15 protein-coding genes are annotated in these 17,247 nt (G+C 71.0%); 11 read left to right on the forward strand and 4 right to left on the reverse strand.

What is annotated here, in order from left to right:
* The first annotated feature begins 125 nt into the window (after positions 1 to 125).
* Positions 126 to 1,823: a ThuA domain-containing protein gene (locus tag ABZ321_RS54865; protein ID WP_354904484.1), complete on the forward strand. Its 1,698-nt coding sequence runs from the start codon at positions 126 to 128 to the stop codon at positions 1,821 to 1,823.
* A 72-nt stretch (positions 1,824 to 1,895) separates the two neighbouring features.
* On the forward strand, positions 1,896 to 4,289 hold the full coding sequence (locus tag ABZ321_RS54870) for an RICIN domain-containing protein (RefSeq protein ID WP_354904487.1): 2,394 nt from the start codon (positions 1,896 to 1,898) through the stop codon (positions 4,287 to 4,289).
* 24 nt (positions 4,290 to 4,313) lie between these two features.
* Here ABZ321_RS54870 and ABZ321_RS54875 read toward each other — a convergent pair whose 3' ends face one another.
* Positions 4,314 to 5,096, reverse strand: coding sequence for an FCD domain-containing protein (locus tag ABZ321_RS54875; protein ID WP_354904490.1), 783 nt, complete (start codon positions 5,094 to 5,096; stop codon positions 4,314 to 4,316).
* A 231-nt stretch (positions 5,097 to 5,327) separates the two neighbouring features.
* On the opposite strand from ABZ321_RS54875, the gene ABZ321_RS54880 reads away from it, so the two are divergent.
* The 5 genes from ABZ321_RS54880 to ABZ321_RS54900 all read left to right on the forward strand — a co-directional run bounded on the left by ABZ321_RS54880 (position 5,328) and on the right by ABZ321_RS54900 (position 10,609).
* Positions 5,328 to 6,629 (forward strand): extracellular solute-binding protein, encoded by a 1,302-nt coding sequence (locus ABZ321_RS54880; protein WP_354904492.1) that lies wholly within the window; start codon positions 5,328 to 5,330, stop codon positions 6,627 to 6,629.
* A complete protein-coding gene (locus tag ABZ321_RS54885) occupies positions 6,626 to 7,540 on the forward strand; it encodes a sugar ABC transporter permease (protein ID WP_344515520.1) in 915 nt (304 codons plus the stop codon). Before ABZ321_RS54880 ends, ABZ321_RS54885 begins: the two co-directional genes overlap by 4 nt.
* A 4-nt stretch (positions 7,541 to 7,544) precedes the next feature.
* Entirely contained in the window at positions 7,545 to 8,480 is a 936-nt protein-coding gene (locus ABZ321_RS54890) for a carbohydrate ABC transporter permease (protein ID WP_354904495.1), read from the forward strand.
* Between the two features lie 28 nt (positions 8,481 to 8,508).
* Complete coding sequence (locus ABZ321_RS54895) at positions 8,509 to 9,675, forward strand: mandelate racemase/muconate lactonizing enzyme family protein (RefSeq protein ID WP_354904498.1); 1,167 nt, start codon at positions 8,509 to 8,511, stop codon at positions 9,673 to 9,675.
* A gap of 163 nt (positions 9,676 to 9,838) precedes the next feature.
* Positions 9,839 to 10,609: an FCD domain-containing protein gene (locus ABZ321_RS54900; protein ID WP_354904500.1), complete on the forward strand. Its 771-nt coding sequence runs from the start codon at positions 9,839 to 9,841 to the stop codon at positions 10,607 to 10,609.
* 469 nt (positions 10,610 to 11,078) lie between these two features.
* Here the strand turns inward: ABZ321_RS54900 and ABZ321_RS54905 are convergent, their stop codons facing one another.
* Positions 11,079 to 12,317, reverse strand: a complete 1,239-nt coding sequence (locus tag ABZ321_RS54905; RefSeq protein ID WP_354904502.1) for an MFS transporter — start codon at positions 12,315 to 12,317, stop codon at positions 11,079 to 11,081.
* A 120-nt stretch (positions 12,318 to 12,437) separates the two neighbouring features.
* On the opposite strand from ABZ321_RS54905, the gene ABZ321_RS54910 reads away from it, so the two are divergent.
* Positions 12,438 to 12,584, forward strand: a complete 147-nt coding sequence (locus ABZ321_RS54910) for a hypothetical protein (protein ID WP_354904504.1) — start codon at positions 12,438 to 12,440, stop codon at positions 12,582 to 12,584.
* Positions 12,585 to 12,709: 125 nt separating this feature from the next.
* Entirely contained in the window at positions 12,710 to 13,627 is a 918-nt protein-coding gene (locus tag ABZ321_RS54915; RefSeq protein WP_354904507.1) for a carboxypeptidase-like regulatory domain-containing protein, read from the forward strand.
* A 247-nt stretch (positions 13,628 to 13,874) separates the two neighbouring features.
* Here ABZ321_RS54915 and ABZ321_RS54920 read toward each other — a convergent pair whose 3' ends face one another.
* Positions 13,875 to 14,114, reverse strand: coding sequence for a hypothetical protein (locus ABZ321_RS54920; RefSeq protein ID WP_354904509.1), 240 nt, complete (start codon positions 14,112 to 14,114; stop codon positions 13,875 to 13,877).
* A gap of 5 nt (positions 14,115 to 14,119) precedes the next feature.
* Between ABZ321_RS54920 and ABZ321_RS54925 the strand changes: the two genes are divergently transcribed.
* Both ABZ321_RS54925 and ABZ321_RS54930 read left to right on the forward strand, forming a co-directional pair.
* Positions 14,120 to 14,461 carry a hypothetical protein gene (locus ABZ321_RS54925; RefSeq protein ID WP_354904511.1) on the forward strand — a complete coding sequence of 114 codons (342 nt, stop codon included), beginning with the start codon at positions 14,120 to 14,122 and terminating at the stop codon, positions 14,459 to 14,461.
* Positions 14,462 to 14,622: 161 nt separating this feature from the next.
* Positions 14,623 to 15,243: a hypothetical protein gene (locus ABZ321_RS54930; protein ID WP_354904513.1), complete on the forward strand. Its 621-nt coding sequence runs from the start codon at positions 14,623 to 14,625 to the stop codon at positions 15,241 to 15,243.
* 2 nt (positions 15,244 to 15,245) lie between these two features.
* On the opposite strand, the gene ABZ321_RS54935 is transcribed toward ABZ321_RS54930, so the two are convergent.
* Positions 15,246 to 16,946: a helix-turn-helix domain-containing protein gene (locus tag ABZ321_RS54935; protein WP_344515502.1), complete on the reverse strand. Its 1,701-nt coding sequence runs from the start codon at positions 16,944 to 16,946 to the stop codon at positions 15,246 to 15,248.
* Positions 16,947 to 17,247: the final 301 nt, after the last annotated feature.

Below are 17,247 nucleotides of genomic sequence, written 5' to 3' on the forward strand. Positions count from 1 at the left end.
CGTCCCCCGCCAGTTCGCGCCGACCGGCGACACGGCCATGCTGCTCGAGCACTTCGGCCTCACCGCCGCGGAGATCCGGGCCGCCGCCGTCACCCCTGCCAGACCCCTGCCAGACCGGAGGAACCATGCGCAGACTTCTCGCCGGTGCGGGCGCCGCCATCGCCCTCGCCGCCGGCACTCTCACCGCGGCCGCTCCCGCCGCGGCCGCGGACGCCCCGTACGACGTCCTCGTGTTCTCCAAGACCGCCGGCTTCCGGCACGACTCGATCGGCACCGGCATCCAGGCCATCCGGGACCTGGGCGCGGCCAACAACTTCACGGTCACCGCCACCGAGGACGCCACCCGCTTCACCACCGCGAACCTCGCCCAGTACGAGGCCGTGGTGTTCCTCAGCACCACCGGCGACGTGCTCAACGACACCCAGCAGGCCGCGTTCGAGTCCTACATCCGCGGCGGCGGCGGATACGTCGGCATCCACTCCGCCGCCGACACCGAGTACAGCTGGACCTTCTACGGTCAGCTCGTCGGGGCGTACTTCGCCTCGCACCCGGCGATCCAGCAGGTGAACGTGAAGACCGAGAACCGGGCCCACCCGGCCACGGCGCACCTGGCGCAGACCTGGACCCGCACCGACGAGCTGTACAACTACCAGAGCAACCCGCGCTCCACGGCACGGGTGCTCTCGACGCTGGACGAGTCGTCGTACTCCGGCGGCACGATGGGCGCCGACCACCCGATCACCTGGTGCAAGACCATCGACAGCGGACGGTCGTTCTACACCGGGCTCGGGCACAGCCAGGCGTCCTACAGTGAGACCGCGCTGCGCGCGGAGCTGCTCGGCGGCATCCGCTACGCGGCGAAGCGGGCGAACGCCGACTGCCGGCCCGAGACCGGCTACACCACCCTGTACAACGGCTCCACGACCGGCTGGACCCAGTCGGGCCCCGGCGGTTTCACCAACACCGACGCCACCCTCACCTCGACCGGTGGGCTGGGGCTGCTGTGGTACAGCGCCAAGCAGTACACGTCGTACTCGCTGAAGGCGGACTGGCGGATGACCGGGGACAGCAACTCCGGGATCCAGGTGGGGTTCCCGAATCCCGGCAGCGACCCGAACATCGCCCAGAACCAGGGCTACGAGATCCAGATCGACGCGACCGACACCGACGACCGCACCACCGGCGCGATCTACGGGGTCAAGGCCGCCGACATCGCCGCCCGGGACGCGGCGCTCAACCCGCCGGGGGAGTGGAACACCTTCGAGGTGCTCGTCGAGGGCCAGCGGATCCGGGTGTACCTCAACGGCACGCTGATCAACGACTTCACCAACACCGATCCGAACCGCAACCTCGACGGCTACATCGGCATCCAGAACCACGGCAGCGGGGACACGGTCGCGTTCCGCAACATCCGGATCAAGGAGTCCGGCACCCAGCCGGCCGGCGTCGGCCCCGTCAAGGGCCTGGCGGGCAAGTGTCTGGACGTGCGGGGCGGCAGCTCGGCCAACGGCACGCAGATCCAGCTGTACACCTGCCAGGGCAACGCGGCGCAGACCTGGACCCGCTCCGGTCAGACGCTGCAGGCGCTCGGCAAGTGCCTGGACGTCAACGGCGGCGGCACCGCGAACGGCACGAAGGTGCAGCTGTGGACGTGCAACGGCGGCGGCAACCAGACATGGGCGGCGCAGTCGGACGGCACGCTGCGCAACCCGCAGTCCGGCAAGTGCCTGGACGTGTCGGGCAACAACTCCGCCGACGGCACGGTGGTGCACCTATGGACCTGCATCTCCGGTGCGGCGAACCAGAAGTGGACCCTGCCCTGACCTGACCGGCCCGACGTACGAAGGAGCGGCCGGACCCCCGGCCGCTCCCGCACATGCCTGAAGGAGCGCTCCGTGTCCTTGAACCCCTTCCACAGAGCCGCCGCGCTCACCAGAGCCTTCGCGGTGGTCCTCGTCGCCGGCGGCGTCGCGGTCCTCCCGCCGCCCTCCACCGCCGCCGTCATGCAGACGCTGTACGCCGCGCCGGCCGGCTCCGGCACCGCCTGCACCGCCGCCCAGCCCTGCTCGCTGTCGCAGGCGCAGACGTCCGTCAGGGCGAGCGCGCCGGCCATGACGGGCGACATCGTCGTGCAGCTCGCCGGCGGCACGTACTCCCTCGGCGCGCCGCTCACCTTCACCGCCGCCGACTCCGGCACCAACGGCCACACCGTCACCTGGCAGGCCGCCGCCGGGACCCGCCCGATCCTCTCCGGCGCGCGGAAGATCACCGGATGGACCGTGTCCGACACCGCCCGCAACATCTGGCGGGCCGACGTCGGCACCGGCTTCGACAGCCGCCAGCTCTACGTCGACGGCCGCATCGCCACCAGGGCCCGCACCCAGGTCAACCGCGCGGACTTCACCGCCTCGACGACCGGGCTCAGCTTCACCACCGGGGCGCTGTCCTACCTCAACAACCTCGCCGCCAAGAGCCGGGTCGAGCTGGAGTCGGTCGACTCGTTCACCGACCGGTACGTGCCCGTGCAGACGATCGCCAACAACACGCTCACCATGCAGCAGCCCGCGTGGAACAACAACACCTGGGGCTACGACACGATCACCAGGCCGTTCCGCGGCGGACCGATGTACCTGGTGAACGCCCGGGAGTTCCTGGACGCCGAGGGGGAGTGGTACCTCGACACGACCGCCGGTGCCCTCTATTACAAGCCGCTGTCCGGGCAGAGCATGGCCACCGCCGACGTCCAGCTGCCGCGGCTGGAGTCGCTGCTGCGCGTCGGCGGCACCTACGCGTCGCCGGCCCACCATCTGACCTTCTCCGGTCTGCAGTTCTCCGGCACCAGCTGGCTGCAGCCCAGCAGCGGCCAGGGCTACGCCGACCAGCAGACCGGCGCGTACATGTACGGCACCTGGAACCGTCCGGGCGACGCGCTCACCTCCTGCCAGTCGGGCTGCCAGCTCTTCGAGGCGACCCGCCCCGCGTGGCGGCAGATGCCCGCCGCGGTGCAGGTGTCCGCCGCGAACACGGTGTCCTTCACCGGCAACCGGTTCACCAACCTCGGCCAGGTCGGTCTCGGCATCGGCAACGACGCCAACGCGCACGCCACCGGCGTCGGGCTCGGCGCCCGCGACATCACGGTGACCGGCAACACGTTCGAGTACCTCTCGGCCGGCGCCGTCATCGCCGGCGGCGTCCAGGCCGACGCGCACCATCCCAGCGACAGCCGGATGACCAACAGCAACATCACCGTGAGCGACAACGTCGTGCACGACGTCGCGTCGGAGTACCGCAGCCACGTCGGGCTGCTCATGACGTACACCGCCGGCTCGACGATGGCGCACAACGAGCTGTACAACCTGCCCTACTCCGGGATCGCCCTGGGCTACGGGTGGGGCGCCAACGACGCGGGCGGTAGCCAGGACTACACGGACCGGGGACTGTACAACTACCAGCCCCGGTACACCACGCCCACCGTCGCGGCGAACAACCGGGTCACGGCCAACTTCGTGCACGACGTGGTCCAGCAGATGACGGACGCCGGCGCGTTCTACCACCTGTCGGCGAGCCCCGGCACGACGGTCAACGAGAACTACTTCCGCAACAGCAACGGCTGGCTCGGCCTGTACTTCGACGAGGGCTCGCGCTACGTCTCCGCGGCGAACAACGTCTTCGACAACACCGGTACCTGGGCGTACACCCAGGAGTGGGCGAACAACAACACCGGCAACCTGACGTTGACCGGCAACTGGACCACGAACAACGGCAGCAACGTCAAGACCGGGACCCGGGGCAACACCAACAGCGGCACGGTCGTGGTGAGCGGCGGCAACTGGCCGAGCGGGGCACGGGCGGTCATGGCCGCCGCCGGTGTTCAGGGCACCCAGCAGCCGGCGGACACCTTCGCGCTGCGTGGCACGGCGTCCGGCCGGTGTCTGGACATCGCCGGAGCGTCGCAGGCCAACGGCGCCCTCGCGCAGATCTGGGACTGCCACGGCGGCACGAACCAGCGGCTCACGCTGACCGCGGCGGGCGAGCTGCGGCTGTACAACGGCGGCAAGTGCCTCGACGTGCTGGGCCGCGGCACCGCGAACGGTACCGCCGTGGAGATCTGGGACTGCAACGGCCAGACCAACCAGCAGTTCCGGCTCAACGGCGACGGCAGCGTCACGGCGGTCGGGGCGAACAAGTGCCTGGACGTCAGCGCCGCGGGCACCGCGAACGGTACGAAGGTCCAGATCTGGGACTGTCTCGGCGCCACCAACCAGCAGTGGAGCCGGGTCACGTCGTAGCTGCGCGGCCGCGGGCCGGGTGGTTCACCGCTGCAGCCGCAGCGCGCCGCCCGGCCCGTCACGGCGGGCCAGCCAGGCGTCGGTGATGTGCGCGAACATCGCCGCCGCGGCGCCGCCCGGGTCGTGCGCGGCGATGCACTCGTACACGCGCCGATGGCCCAGGTTCGACGCCACGCACAGGGCCCGCTCGGTGCGCCCCACGTACCGCGCGGTGTGGATGACCTGACTCTGCAGCGCCTTCACCACCCCGCGGGCGATGCGGTTGCCGGATGCGTGCATGACGATGTCGTGGAAGGCGCGGTCGTGCTCCTCGTACGTGACGTGGTCGTCGACGAGCTCGTCCATGCGGTCCACGAGCGAGCGGAGCCGGTCGACGGAGTCCTGGTCGGCGCGCCGGGCGGCGACGCCGGCCATGTCGGACTCCAGCAGCCGCCGGGTGACGACGACGTCGTCGAGGACGCCGAGCGTGTCGTCCCCGGCGATGCTCGCGGCGAGCACGAGCTCGTCGAGCATGTTCCACGCGCCGGGCGGTGTGACGATGGTGCCGCTGCCCTGGCGGACCTGTACGAGCCCCTTCTCCTGCAGCAGCTTCACCGCCTCCCGGACCACGGTGCGGCTCACCGAGAACATCTCGCACAGCGCTGGCTCGGGCGGCAGCGGCGTGCCCGGCGGGTGCAGTCCGCGCACGATCCGACTCACCAGTTCGGCGGTGATGGCCCGGGCCAGGTTCGCCGGCCGCCGCTTCCAGGCCGGCGACGGCGCGGCCGTCTGCGTTCCCGTCAGTGTTCCCGTCCGTGTTCCCGTCATCGCGCCTCCCGACCTCCGTGGCGCGCTGGACGCGACGCCGCCCAAGCATACGGAACTGATGACGTCAGACGTAATACGAATATGTTACAGGCGCTTGCAGACGTCATACGTATGTCCTATGTTGTGGGCGCGATGCATCGGTGCTCCTCACAGTCTTCGACAACAAGGGACACGAACATGGTCGGAAAGGCACAGCACGGACACCCCCGGCGGTGGGTCGGTGCGGCAGCGTTGGCCCTCACCCTCACCGTTTCCGGCTGCGGCAGCGACAGCGGCACCACCACCGGCTCCTACGGATTCCCCCAGGCCGCACAGGACGACAAGGCGAAGATCACGGTGTGGGTCGACGCCGACCGGTCCTCGGCGGTCGACGCCTTCAAGAAGGCCAACCCCGACGTGCAGCTGGAAGCCGTCACCTACGACGGGTCGGCGAACGGGTCCAACTCGTTCCGCACCAAGATGCAGCTGTTCGACCGCGCCGGCAGCGGCTGGCCCGACGTGGTCTTCTCCACCCAGAACAACGACGCGGCCTGGGCCAGCCAGCGCAGCAACGGCAAGCAGGCCTTCGCCGCCGTGCTCGACCAGGGCCTCGTGGCCAAGGAGACCCTGGACCGGTTCACCGCCGGCGCGCTCAACCCGTGCACCGTCGAGGGCAAGGTGTACTGCCTGCGCAACGACCTCGCCCAGGTGGTGCTCTGGCACAACAAGGCGCTGCTGGACCAGTTCGGCTACACCCTGCCGGCCACCTGGGAGGACTACCAGGCCCTCGGCGAGAAGGTGGCCCGCGAACACCCCGGCTACATCGTGGGCGCCGCCGGTGACGCGTTCACCCCCGAGATCTACCTCTGGAGCAGCAAGTGTCAGGCCAACGGCATCACCGGTCCGAAGACGGTGACCGTCAACACCGGCACCACGGAGTGCAAGCGCGCCGCCTCGATGCTCGACACCCTCATCAAGAACGGCACGGTGCCCACCGTCAGCGTGTTCTCGCCCGAGTTCGTCAAGACCTACGCGGACAAGGTGCTGCTGATGCCCGGCCCCGCCTGGTACGCCGGCGCCATCTTCAACAACCCACAGTCGCTCAACGTCCCGAAGGGCCGGCTCGGCGTGGCCGCGCCACTGGCGTGGAAAGGTGAGGAGGTGGCGACCGGCAACGTCGGCGGCGGCACCTGGTTCATCAGCAGCCACTCCAAGAACCTCAAGGCCGCCCGGAAGTTCGCCGAGTTCGTCACCACGGCCGACGAGTACCAGGTGAACGTCGCTCCGGGGTACCCCGCGTACGCGCCCGCCGCCGACAAGTGGATCAAGAAGCAGGAGTCGAGCGGGTACTACGCCACCGACCTGCAGGCGATGGTCAAGGCGGGGCCGCAGATCTGGGGCGGATGGGGCTCCGGCATCTTCAGCCAGGAGGCCATCTGGGCCAAGACCGTCACCCCCGCGATCGTCAGCGGCAAGAGCCTGGTCGGACTGCTCCCCGAATGGCAGACCGCGATCAAGAACCAGGCCCAGGTCGACGGCTACACCGTCACGTGACGACCGCATCCGAGGCCGCCCGCCGACCGGGCGGGCGGCCCCGCCTCACGGAGCACCGCAGCGCGGTCAGCTACGCCTTCGTCGCGCTCTACGCCGTGCTCGCGGTCGCCTTCGGTATCCTGCCGGCCGGCTACGCCCTCTACCTCGCGTTCACCGACGGCGGCGGCGCCTTCGCCGGCATCACCAACTTCACCAAGGTCGTCGGGGACTTCCGGTTCCTGCCCGCCGTCGGGCACGTCGCCTGGTACCTGACGATCTGGCTGGTCTCGCTGGTGGTCCTGGTGACGTTCCTGGCGATCGTGGTGCACGCCGTCGGCGCCCGCTGGCTGAGTCGCACCCTGCGGCTGGTGTTCTACCTGCCGGGTGCGGTCGCCGGCGCCTCCAGCGTGCTGCTGTGGCTGTTCGTGCTCGACCCGACCGCCAGCCCGGTCGGGGGGCTGCTGCGGCTGTTCGGGTTCGACAGCTTCAACCAGGTCATCGCGCCCGCGCACCTGCCACCCATCTTCGCCGTCATCGCGTTCTGGACCGGCGCCGGCGGCTGGATCGTCATCATGTACGGCGCGCTCAACAACATCAGCGCCGAGGTGATCGAGGCGGCGCGCATCGACGGCGCCGGGCCGGTGCAGATCGCCTGGCGCATCCAGCTGCCGCTGCTGCGCAAGTGGATCTCGTACATGGGCATCATGTCGCTCGCCGCCGGCACGCAGCTGTTCGTCGAGCCGCAGCTGCTGTCGCAGGCCAGCAACGCGGTCGTGCCCAACGACTACTCGCTCAACCAGCTCGCCTACCTGTACGCCTTCCAGCAGAACGACTTCAACGCCGCGGCCGCCATCTCGCTGCTGCTGCTCGTCTTCGCCCTCGCGCTGTCGGCCGTCTTCGTGACGCGCGGCGGGCTGTTCGAAAGGGACTGAGCCGATGTCGACAGTGCTCACCCGGCGCCCGCAGCAGGTGCCGGCCGGACCGTCCAAGGGCCACCGCGCCGGCGCCGGCGGCACCGCGGGCCGCGCGCTCGTCGCGGTCGTGCTCACCGTCTTCGTGCTGTTCTTCGCCATCCCGATCGTCTGGCTGCTGCTGGCCACCACGAAGTCGGCGCACGAACTGCTCGTCGGCAGCCCGTTCCTGCCCGGGACGCCGGGCGACCTGGCCGCCAACTGGCGGCAGCTGTTCGACTTCCAGGACGGTGCGGTGACCGCGTGGGTCGGCAACTCCGCGCTGTACGCGGTGGGCGCCCTGGCGATCACGCTCGTCGCGAGCATCCCGGCCGGCTACGCCATGGCGATGACGGACTTCCGGTTCCGCCGGTCGCTGCTGGTGCTGACGCTGATCGTCATGCTCATCCCGAACACCGCTCTGGTGCTGCCGATCTTCCTCGAGCTCAACGTGGTGGGGCTGATCGGCAGCCCGCTGTCGGTGATCCTGCCCATGTCGTTCTTCCCGTTCGGGGTGTACCTCGCCTACATCTACTTCTCCACCAGCGTCCCGCGGGACCTGCTCGCCGCGGCCCGCATCGACGGATGCTCGGAGTTCGAGGTGTTCACCAAGGTCGCGCTGCCGCTGGCGACGCCGATCGTCGCCCTGGTCGCCTTCTTCAGCTTCGTGCAGAGCTGGAACAACTTCTTCCTGCCCTTCGTGATGCTGCCGTCCAGCGACGGCTACCCGGTCCAGGTCGGCCTGACGTCGCTGCTCGCCTCGACACCCGCGTTCAACCCCAGCTCCGCCGGCGCCCAGTCGGTGCAGCTGCCGACGCTCGCCCTGGCGACCGTCGTGTCCGTGCTGCCGGTGCTGATCGTCTTCGTGTCCGCCCAGCGGTTCCTGGTCGCGGGCATGACGGCGGGCGGCACCAAAGAGTGAAACCGAACCACGCCGAGAAGGAGCACGTGTGAAAGTCACCGGATACCGCAGCCTGACGACGAAGCACGACTGGGGGCGGCTGATCGGCGATGCCAACGGGGTGATGTCGGAGCCGCGTACCGACGTGCATGTGCTGATCCTGGAGACCGACGCCGGGCTGGAGGGCGTCGGGCTCGGCCAGCACGGTGACATCGGCCGGGTCTTCGGCGCCGTGGAAGGCGAGGACCCGCGGGCCGTCTCGGCCCTGTACGACCGGATGCTGAACTGGGTGTTCAAGACCGGGCACGCGGGTGCCACGTTCGGTGCCGTGGGCGCGATCGACATGGCGCTGTGGGACCTCAAGGCGAAGGCCGCCGGCGAGCCGTTGTGGCGCACGCTGGGCGCGCTGGACCGGTTCGTGCCCGGCTACGCCTCCGGGCTGGACATCGCCCTGGACGACGACGCCCTGATGCGCCTCTACGAGGGGTTCGCCGACCGCGGGTTCAGCGCCGCCAAGCTCAAGGGCGGCCACGACGTGCAGGGGGACCTGCGCCGGCTGGAGGGGCTGCACGAGGTGCTGCGGCGCAACTCGGCGCAGCCGGCCCTCATGTTCGACGCGAACGAGTCATGGAACCGCGCGCAGGCGGTGCGGTTCGTGACGGCCCTGGAACGCGGCGTCGACCTCACCTGGGTCGAGGAGCCCGTGCGCCGCTGGGACGCCGCCGGGCTCGCCGCGGTCCGCCGCGGCATCCGGGCCGCCGTGGCCACCGGGGAGAACCTGACGGGGCTGGAGCAGTACCGGCCGCTGCTGGACGCCGACGCCGTCGACATCGTCCAGGTCGGCAACGTCTGGGGGATCACCCACTTCCTGCGGGTGGCCGCCCTCGCGCACGGGCACGACCTGCCGGTCAGCGCGGTCGCCTACCACGCCAACCCGACGGCGCACGCCGCCGCGGCCGTGCCCAACCACCTGGCCTTCGAGGTGCAGGACGTCTCCTCACCGATCGGCCTCACCGTCGACCAGCAGTACGAGGACGGCGGCATCGTGCTCGGCGACGAGCCCGGCCTGGGCATCCTCGTCGACGAGGCGAGCATCGTCGACCTGCAGGTCACGAGCCCGCCGGTCGTGGTCGACGGACCGCACGTCCGGCCGTCCCGCGCCGGGCTGCAGCTGACCCCGGAGGCCGGCCGCGAGGCCGACCGGGTGGGCCGGTGAACGCACCGCCGCAGACCGATCGGACGCTACGTGACGTGCCCATCACCGACCGCTCGGTTTCGGGCACGCGGAAACGGCGAGCGGGACGTCACATCTGCCCGCGTCGCTCGGTAGACTCTGGCCGACCCGCAGCACGTGACCGCGGTGGGTCGGCGGAGGGCACATGACAACATCACAGCAATCGACCGTGGACGGTTCACCACCTCCCGGATGGGTTCGAGGGCCCGCCAGCCTCGCGAAGGCGCTCACCGCCGAACTGGTGGAGCGCATCGTCGGCGGGACCTATGGGCCGGGCAGCGCGCTGCCTCCGGAGCCTGTGCTGTGCGAGACGTACTCCGTCAGCCGGACCGTGGTGCGCGAGAGTGTGAAGCTCCTGCAGGAGAAGCGGCTGGTCCAGGTCCGGCAGGGCAGCGGCACGGTCGTCAACCCGCCGGCGATGTGGGACCTGCTGGACGAGCTGGTGCTCGCCGCCTCGATCGCCGTGGACGAGGATCTGGCGGTCCTCGACGACGTGGTGGTGACCCGCCGGCTCCTGGAGTCCGACATGGCGAACGTCGCCGCCCGGCTGGCCGACGCGCAGGCCCTGCAGCGGATGCTCGCGTGCGTGGAGCACATGGACAAGACCGTCGATGACGCCGACACGTTCCACGAGCACGACGCCGCCTTCCACGACGTCATCATGCAGACGTCGGGGAACCGCATCGGCCGGGCCGTGGTGCGGTCGCTGCAGCACCAGGTCTCCAACATCGACCGCTACGTGGGCAGGACGGACCGCCCGCTGCGGGAGGAGGCCAACCGCGGCCACCGGCGCATCTACGAACGCATCGCCGCGCGGGACGCGGCGGGCGCGGCGGAGGCGATGTTCGCGCACATCACGGACGCGTGGCTGGTCCGGCGCGGCGAAGGCGCGGATCCCGGCCGGCTGCACCGGTAGCGGCACCTCGACGGCGGCCGTTGCCGTGCCGCGATCCTCCAGCCCGGCGTCGCCCGCCGGGTCGCGGGTGACGGTGGCGGGCCGGCCCATCGGCCGGGCGGCACGGTCCGCGCCAGCTCGGTGCCTGATCATCATCGACGCTCTTCCGTCAGTGCTGTCGGCCGGCCGCGTGGCCGTCGCGATGATGCGGCGGCAACGAGCGGGCGGATTTCTGAGGGCGCGGGCCACGCGTTTCCAATGTGCGTGAAAGGCAGAACCGAGTCAAGGGATCGCTGGTCTCCCGTTTCCACATGCATTGTTCATCGGCGCATGCAGACTCTTTCACCATCCCACGGATAACGAGAATTGCGTGCGTATCTGTCCCTTCAAACTTGCATCGCCGAAAGTGTTTTCAGGAATATGCCCCGTCGTCGCGCCGGCCGGGACGGCGCTGCGGCCGGCGAGGATCGTCTCGGTGTGGATGGCGGGGTCATCGCGCCGCTCCCGCGCCACGAAGGGTGCGTGCGCGTCCGGCCAGCACGCCGGCGACGAGTTTGGCGGCGGTGAAGAAGAACAGCAGGGCGAACGGCCAGCGCCAGCCGCCGGTGCCGTCGTGCAGCAGACCGACCAGGAGCGGGCCGGTGGTCGCCAGGAGGTACCCGACGCACTGCGCCATCGCGGACAGGCTGATCGACTCGGCGGAGCTGCCGGCGCGGGCCATGGTGAAGTAGAGCGCGAGCCCCATCACGCCGCCCTGTCCCAGCCCGAGCAGCCCGGTCCACAGCGCGGCGGTGCTGAGCGGAGCCGCGACCGCACCGGCGAGTCCCACCGCACAGATCGTCACTCCGGCGACCACCAGGACCCGCTGATCGGCTCGCCGCTGCGCGAGCATCGGCGTGATCAGCGCGGTCACCAGGCCGCCGATGCTGAGCATCGACACGAGCAGGCCGGCCTGTCCCGGGGTCGCGCCCCGGTCGCGGAAGAAGCTCGGCAGCCAGGACAGGGTGCTGTAGTAGATGAGGCTCTGCAGTCCCATGAACGCCGCGACCTGCCAGGCGAGCGCCGACCGGTAGACGGCCGGTGCTTTCCCCGCGTCTCCCGGCGCGGTCCCGGCGGGCCGGGACCACTGCGGCAGCCACACGAGCAGGGCCGCCACCGCCGGCAGGCACCAGACGCCGAGCGTCACGAGCCACGAGCCGCCGGACGCCTCGAACAGCGGCACACTGGCGGCGGATCCGACCATGGCGCCGATGTACAGCGCGAACAGGTACAGCCCGAGCAGCAGCCCGGTCCGCCGCGGCTGGCGTCGCCTGATCATGCTGGTCAGCAGGACGCTCATGACGGCGATGGCACCGGCGGACATGGCGGTCGCGGCGAACAGCGCGATGCCGGGGAAGGCTGCCCGCGCGGCCAGCGCACCGGCCAGCACGAGCAGTGCCACGGCGAGCGTGCGCTCCTCGCCGTAGCGTCGCCCGAACGACGCGGCGACCGGCGCGAACACGCCGAACGCCAGGACGGGGATGGTGGCGACGACGGTGACGGCCGTCAGCGACAGGTGTAGATGGGTCTGCATCTCGGGGAAGATCGGCGGCAGGCTGGTGACAGCGGGACGCAGGTTGCAGGCCAGCAGCACCACACCGCAGCTGAGCAGCAGCAGATCCCGCCGGTCCGCGGCACGGTCACGGGCAGCTGCCTCTTGCTGCGGTTCGCGGATCCGACACGGTTTCATCGATGCATTGTTCCAGTGCGTGACGGACCCGCAACGCGATTCACCCAGTCACATCTTGTATCAGGCGCGGCCGGGAGGTGGGCCCCGCGAAGAATTCGACGTGCCTCTATGCCGGGCGGCATGTCGAATGCAGGGGCCGCGGGCGTCACCGTCCTGCTGTGGGCACTCGGCTGCGCGTCGCTCTACCTCGTCGTCCGGGCAGCGGTCCGCGCCGGCATCGAGGACGCCTGGAAGCGACGCGCACAACGCGAGAACACGAAGCCGTAGACACCCGCTGCCGCTGCCGCCGAGCGAGCGCTCCGGGCGCGTCGCCAGCGTGCGGAATTCGGGGCAGCTGGATGGCCGGCGGGGGCATATGCTGCCGCGGCAACCCGGATCGCATAAGGAGAACTGTGAGCAGCGCTCATCCCCTCAGGCGGCTTCTGCTGTCCACGGCCGCCCTTGTCGCCGGTGGCATCGCGTCGGTCGCCCTCGTCGCGCCCAGCCCTGCCATGGCGGCGTCCCTGCCCGACCTGCGGGTCACCATCGCTGTCGCCCCGGTCAAGGCGACCTACGCCGTCGGTGACGCCATCACCACCACGTTCACCGTCGTGAACGCCGGCACGGCCACCGCCAAGAACGCTCGTATCGAAGGCGGTAACGAGGAAGGCGTCGACCGCAAGACCGATGAGCCGAGCGACCAGTTCGACCTCGCGCCGGGCGAGAGCCGCTCCATCGCCTGGGCCGGCACGATCGACCAGGCCGCGGCCGTGGAAGGCTCCGCACACGGTGGCTGGTCGTTCACCAACGACGCGGGTGAGGCCAACCCCGCCGACAACATGGGCACGTTCCGCGTCGACGTGCCCGGCTCCACGGGCGTGCTGAGCGGCAAGGTCTACGTCGACGTGAAGGGCGACCACGACAGCACCCAGCCCGGGCTCGCCGGCGTCACCCTCACCGTCACCGACTCCAAGGGCAGGACCGCCGGCACGGTCAAGACGGGCACCGACGGCGCGTTCACCATGACGCTGCCGGCCGGCGTCTACGTGCTGAGCGTCGCCGGCTGGCAGGTAGAAGGCGAGAACTCCGCGAACGCCAAGGTCCTCGGCGGCCAGACGGCCGACCTCGCCCTTCCCCTGCTCCCCGGCGGCAACCAGCCCGAGCCCAGCCGCACCGCCACCCCGGCGCCGTCCAGCTCAGCTCCGGGGCTCCCGGTGACCGGCAGCAAGACCGGACCCACGCTCCTCGTCGGCGCCGCCGTGATCGCCATCGGCGCCGTCGCGTTCTTCGTGGGCCGCCGCCGGCGCCGCCGGTTCGTCCTCCCCGACTGAAGTTCCTGAGGTGCACCCGCCGACCGGCGCCACGTTCGGGCCGGTCGGCGAGTCGTGGATCACGTTCGGGGGCCGGCCCGGGCCGCGACAGAGTCGGTGCCGATGCAACCGCGTACCGAACTCGTCGCCACGTTCGCCCTGGCGGCATTGGCCTTCATCGTCGTCACCGGCGAGACCACCCCGATCGGGCTGATCAGCGACATCGCCGCGGGCGTCGGCACCAGCGAGAGCCGGGTCGGACTGACGATCAGCTGGTACGCCCTGGTCGCGGGCGGCACCGCGGTCCCGCTGACGCGGCCAGCGCGGCGGCGAACTCGCGGAGCAGGTCGTGCATCGCATACCGGCCCGGGCGCACGGTGCTGAGCAGGTTCGCATCGGTCAGCCGGACCAGCAGGGGCGCCACCTCCGCCGCCGGCAGGCGACTGGCGGCGGCGCCGACCTCGCCGTCGAGCTCGGCCGCCGGCAGCAGGCCGAGCAGCCGGAACACCTGCGGTGACGTTGTTGCCGATGATCGGTAGGTGCGTCGAGATCGTCGGTGGAGAGCTGGGAGCGCAGCACGGCAACTGGCTCGAGAGTGCGGACGACCGCCGGCTGGTCATCACCGACGTCGCACGGCGGTGGCATCAGCTGGACGACGAGGCGAAGGCACGCTTCGGCCTGGACTGGAAAGCATCGGTGGCCGGGTTCACCACTGCGTATGTGGACGATGTCGAGGGAGAAGAGGCTGGTCAAGACGAGTATGAGCAGCGGCAGTATGAGATCACCATGGCGTTGATCTGGCATCGGCACGCCGCGCGGCTCAGGGCCGACGACACGGTACCGGGGTGCTCCTGATCCAGCGTGCAATCCGCCACGGGTTCCGGGCGTCTGGCGCCGACGGTTCGCCAACAGGGCTGATTCGAACCAGGCGGCGTCGGGCCGAGCGGTCATGCCGGTCGCATCGAGAACAATCGGTGTCGCTGGGTGTGACCACCAGGTCACACGGTCAAGATTCGATGCGTAAAGTGGAGCTGGTCGCGGCGCTGCTGCGGGTGGCGCTGGCGGCCGCCGCGCAGGCTGCGGGCTCGCGGGCTGCTGTGGTGCGGGTCGTGACCGCCGGTTCGTGGGGCCCGCGCCGGCGGGCCGCGCTGCGCACCGCGCTGCAACGGGCCGGGGCGGGCGACGCGGAGCTGGTGGCCGCGCCGGTCGCGGTGGGCTGGCACCTGCTCGCCGGTGGTGCCGAGCTGGCGGAGCAGGCGTTCGTGGTGTGCGACCTGGGCGCCGGGCACACCGCGACGGTGCTGGCCAGGACGGGTGGCGGGTTCGACGTCCTCGCCAGTGTCGACGCCGCGGACGGTGGTGGTGACGCGCTGGACGCGGCGGTCGCGGAGTTCCTGGCGCCGTCCGGCGGGGCGGCGGAGCTGCCGGTGCCGTCCAGGCTGGCGAAGGAGGCGCTGTCGGTGACCCAGACGGTGCTGGTGCCGGGCCCGTCGGGGGAGCAGATCGTGTTTGGGTTGCCGCAGCTGCGGCAGGCGGCCGCCGGGGTGGTGGACGCGGCCGTCGCCGCGGCGGTGCAGGCGGTCGAGGCCGCTGACGTCAGGTCGCCGCGGCGCAGGGTGCCGGAGGTCTGGGAGTAATGTCACAGGTCGCTGTAGCGGATCATGACGGGGGTTTCGGTCAGGGTGAGCTCGGCGCCGCCAGCCAGGGGCTCCGTCGTGCCGTCGAGTCGGAGCAGCGCCTCCGCCGTGGCCTCGGCGTGCAGGCGTACCGAGCCGGTGTGGGTCCAGCGGATGACGGCGCGCCGGTTGCCGGCCGGGGTCGGCACGACGAACTCGCACTGCCACGCGTGCTGGGGCAGGCCGGCGGGCTGGCCGTGGCCGCAGGAGCGGATCTGCGCGCCGGCGAGCCAGCGCTGCAACTGCTGCACGGCGAGGGCGGCCTCGGTCGGCTCGCCCTCGTCGGCCTGCAGCACGATGGGGATCTTCGTGCCGCCCCAGTTGTAGAAGTACATGCGGTGCAGGTTCGTGGTGCGGGCGAGCAGCCCGACGAGGTAGAAGCGGACGGCGTAGTCGCGGGCGCGGGCCCGGTCGAGCTGGCCCTCCAGCGGGATGGCGTAGGTCGTGCCCGTGTTCCACAGCGGCGGGTGCACGCCGGCCTCGTGGAAGAGCCGGTCGATCTGCGTGGTCAGCTCCAGCATCGTCTCCGGCGGGTCCTCCGGCGAGCGCTGGTGCAGCTTGACGGCGGCGGCATCGCAGTACTCGTAGCCACCGAGCCGGGCGAACTCCCGCAGCACCTGCTGGCCCTCGGCGCTCCACAGGTTGCCCATGCCCGGGCAGACCACGGTGGCGGCGGGATCGGTGGCGCGGATGATCGCGTTGCCCCGGCGGGTCATCTCGACCAGGGTTTCGACGCTGCCGGTGTACATCCGGGCGTCGTTGGCGAGCACCCACAGCTCGTAGGCGGCGATGCGGCCCTTGTACCGGCCGACCAGCGCGCTGACGTAGGCGTCCCACACCGCCAGGTCGTCCGGCGGCGACGACTTCGCGTTGTCCGGGTAGACCGACCGCTTGCCGTTGGGCGCCGCCCAGGCCGGCGTGCCGCCCATCGTGTAGAGCACCGGCAGCCTGGCGGCGGCGGCCCCTTCGACGAGCCGGTCCAGGATCGTCCAGTCGAACCGGTCCCTCGCCGGGTTCACCCGCGACCAGCCCGTCTCGCTGTCCCACAGGCGCACCGCGCCGGTGGTGAACCCCGGCATGTGCCCGGTCGCGCTGTTGATCGTCACCCCGAAGTACTCCGGCGGGACCGGTCGCGCGGGCAGCGTCCAGCTCGGGCCGCTGATCCACTGCGGGGTCGCGCTCGGCGGCGCGGTCTGCGGCCGGTCTTCCCTGCCCCGCCACCACACCGCCGCGACCGCACCCGCCAGCACCAGCAGCACCGCGGCCAGCCCGGCGTACAGGGCGAGGCGCCGCGGCACCGGTGCAACGGCGGCCTTCGACGAGGCGGCGGGTCCTGCGGTGGCGGCGGGTTCTGAGCCGGCGGCCGGGTCTGAGCCGGCGGCCGGGTCTGCGGTGGCGGCCGGGTCTGCGGTGGCGGCCGGGTCTTGTCGCGGGGCCGCGGCCCACAGCGGATAGAGCCGGTCGAGCTCGTCACGGTCCGCCCCGCACGCCGTGGCGATCCGCTCCACCGTGCCGAAGTCCTGCGGCACCGCCGCCCCGGCGACGAACCGGTGCACCGTCGACTTGCTCAGGTTCGTCTTCTGCCCGATGCGGGCATAGCTGAGCCCGCTGCGGTCCTTCAGCGCGGTCAGCAGCGCGGCAAGCTCGCCGGGACGGTGCGGCATCGCCGTCATCTCTCCAGGTGTCGGGGCGGGCTGCATCCTATCGGCCGTCCCAAGACCGCAACATCCCCGCAGGTCAGCCCGTTTCCGCCGTCCCGCCGTCCCAGATCGGTCCCGGCATCTGGCGCCCGTACCGCGGCGTTGACAGACTGCCAGCGCGGTGGCCCGGACCGTTGGGGGAGCGGCGGTCCGGGCCGCCGGCGACGGTGACCGGATGCGAAACGGGGGCATCCGGTCACCGTCCGTCTCGAGCGCGGCATCGACGGGTTTGCACGCGAAATGCACGGGTGCTGAAACCGGAGGC

Origin of the sequence: Dactylosporangium sp. NPDC006015 (assembly GCF_040614215.1) — a bacterium.
GTDB classification, from domain to species: Bacteria; Actinomycetota; Actinomycetes; order Mycobacteriales; family Micromonosporaceae; genus Dactylosporangium; species Dactylosporangium maewongense.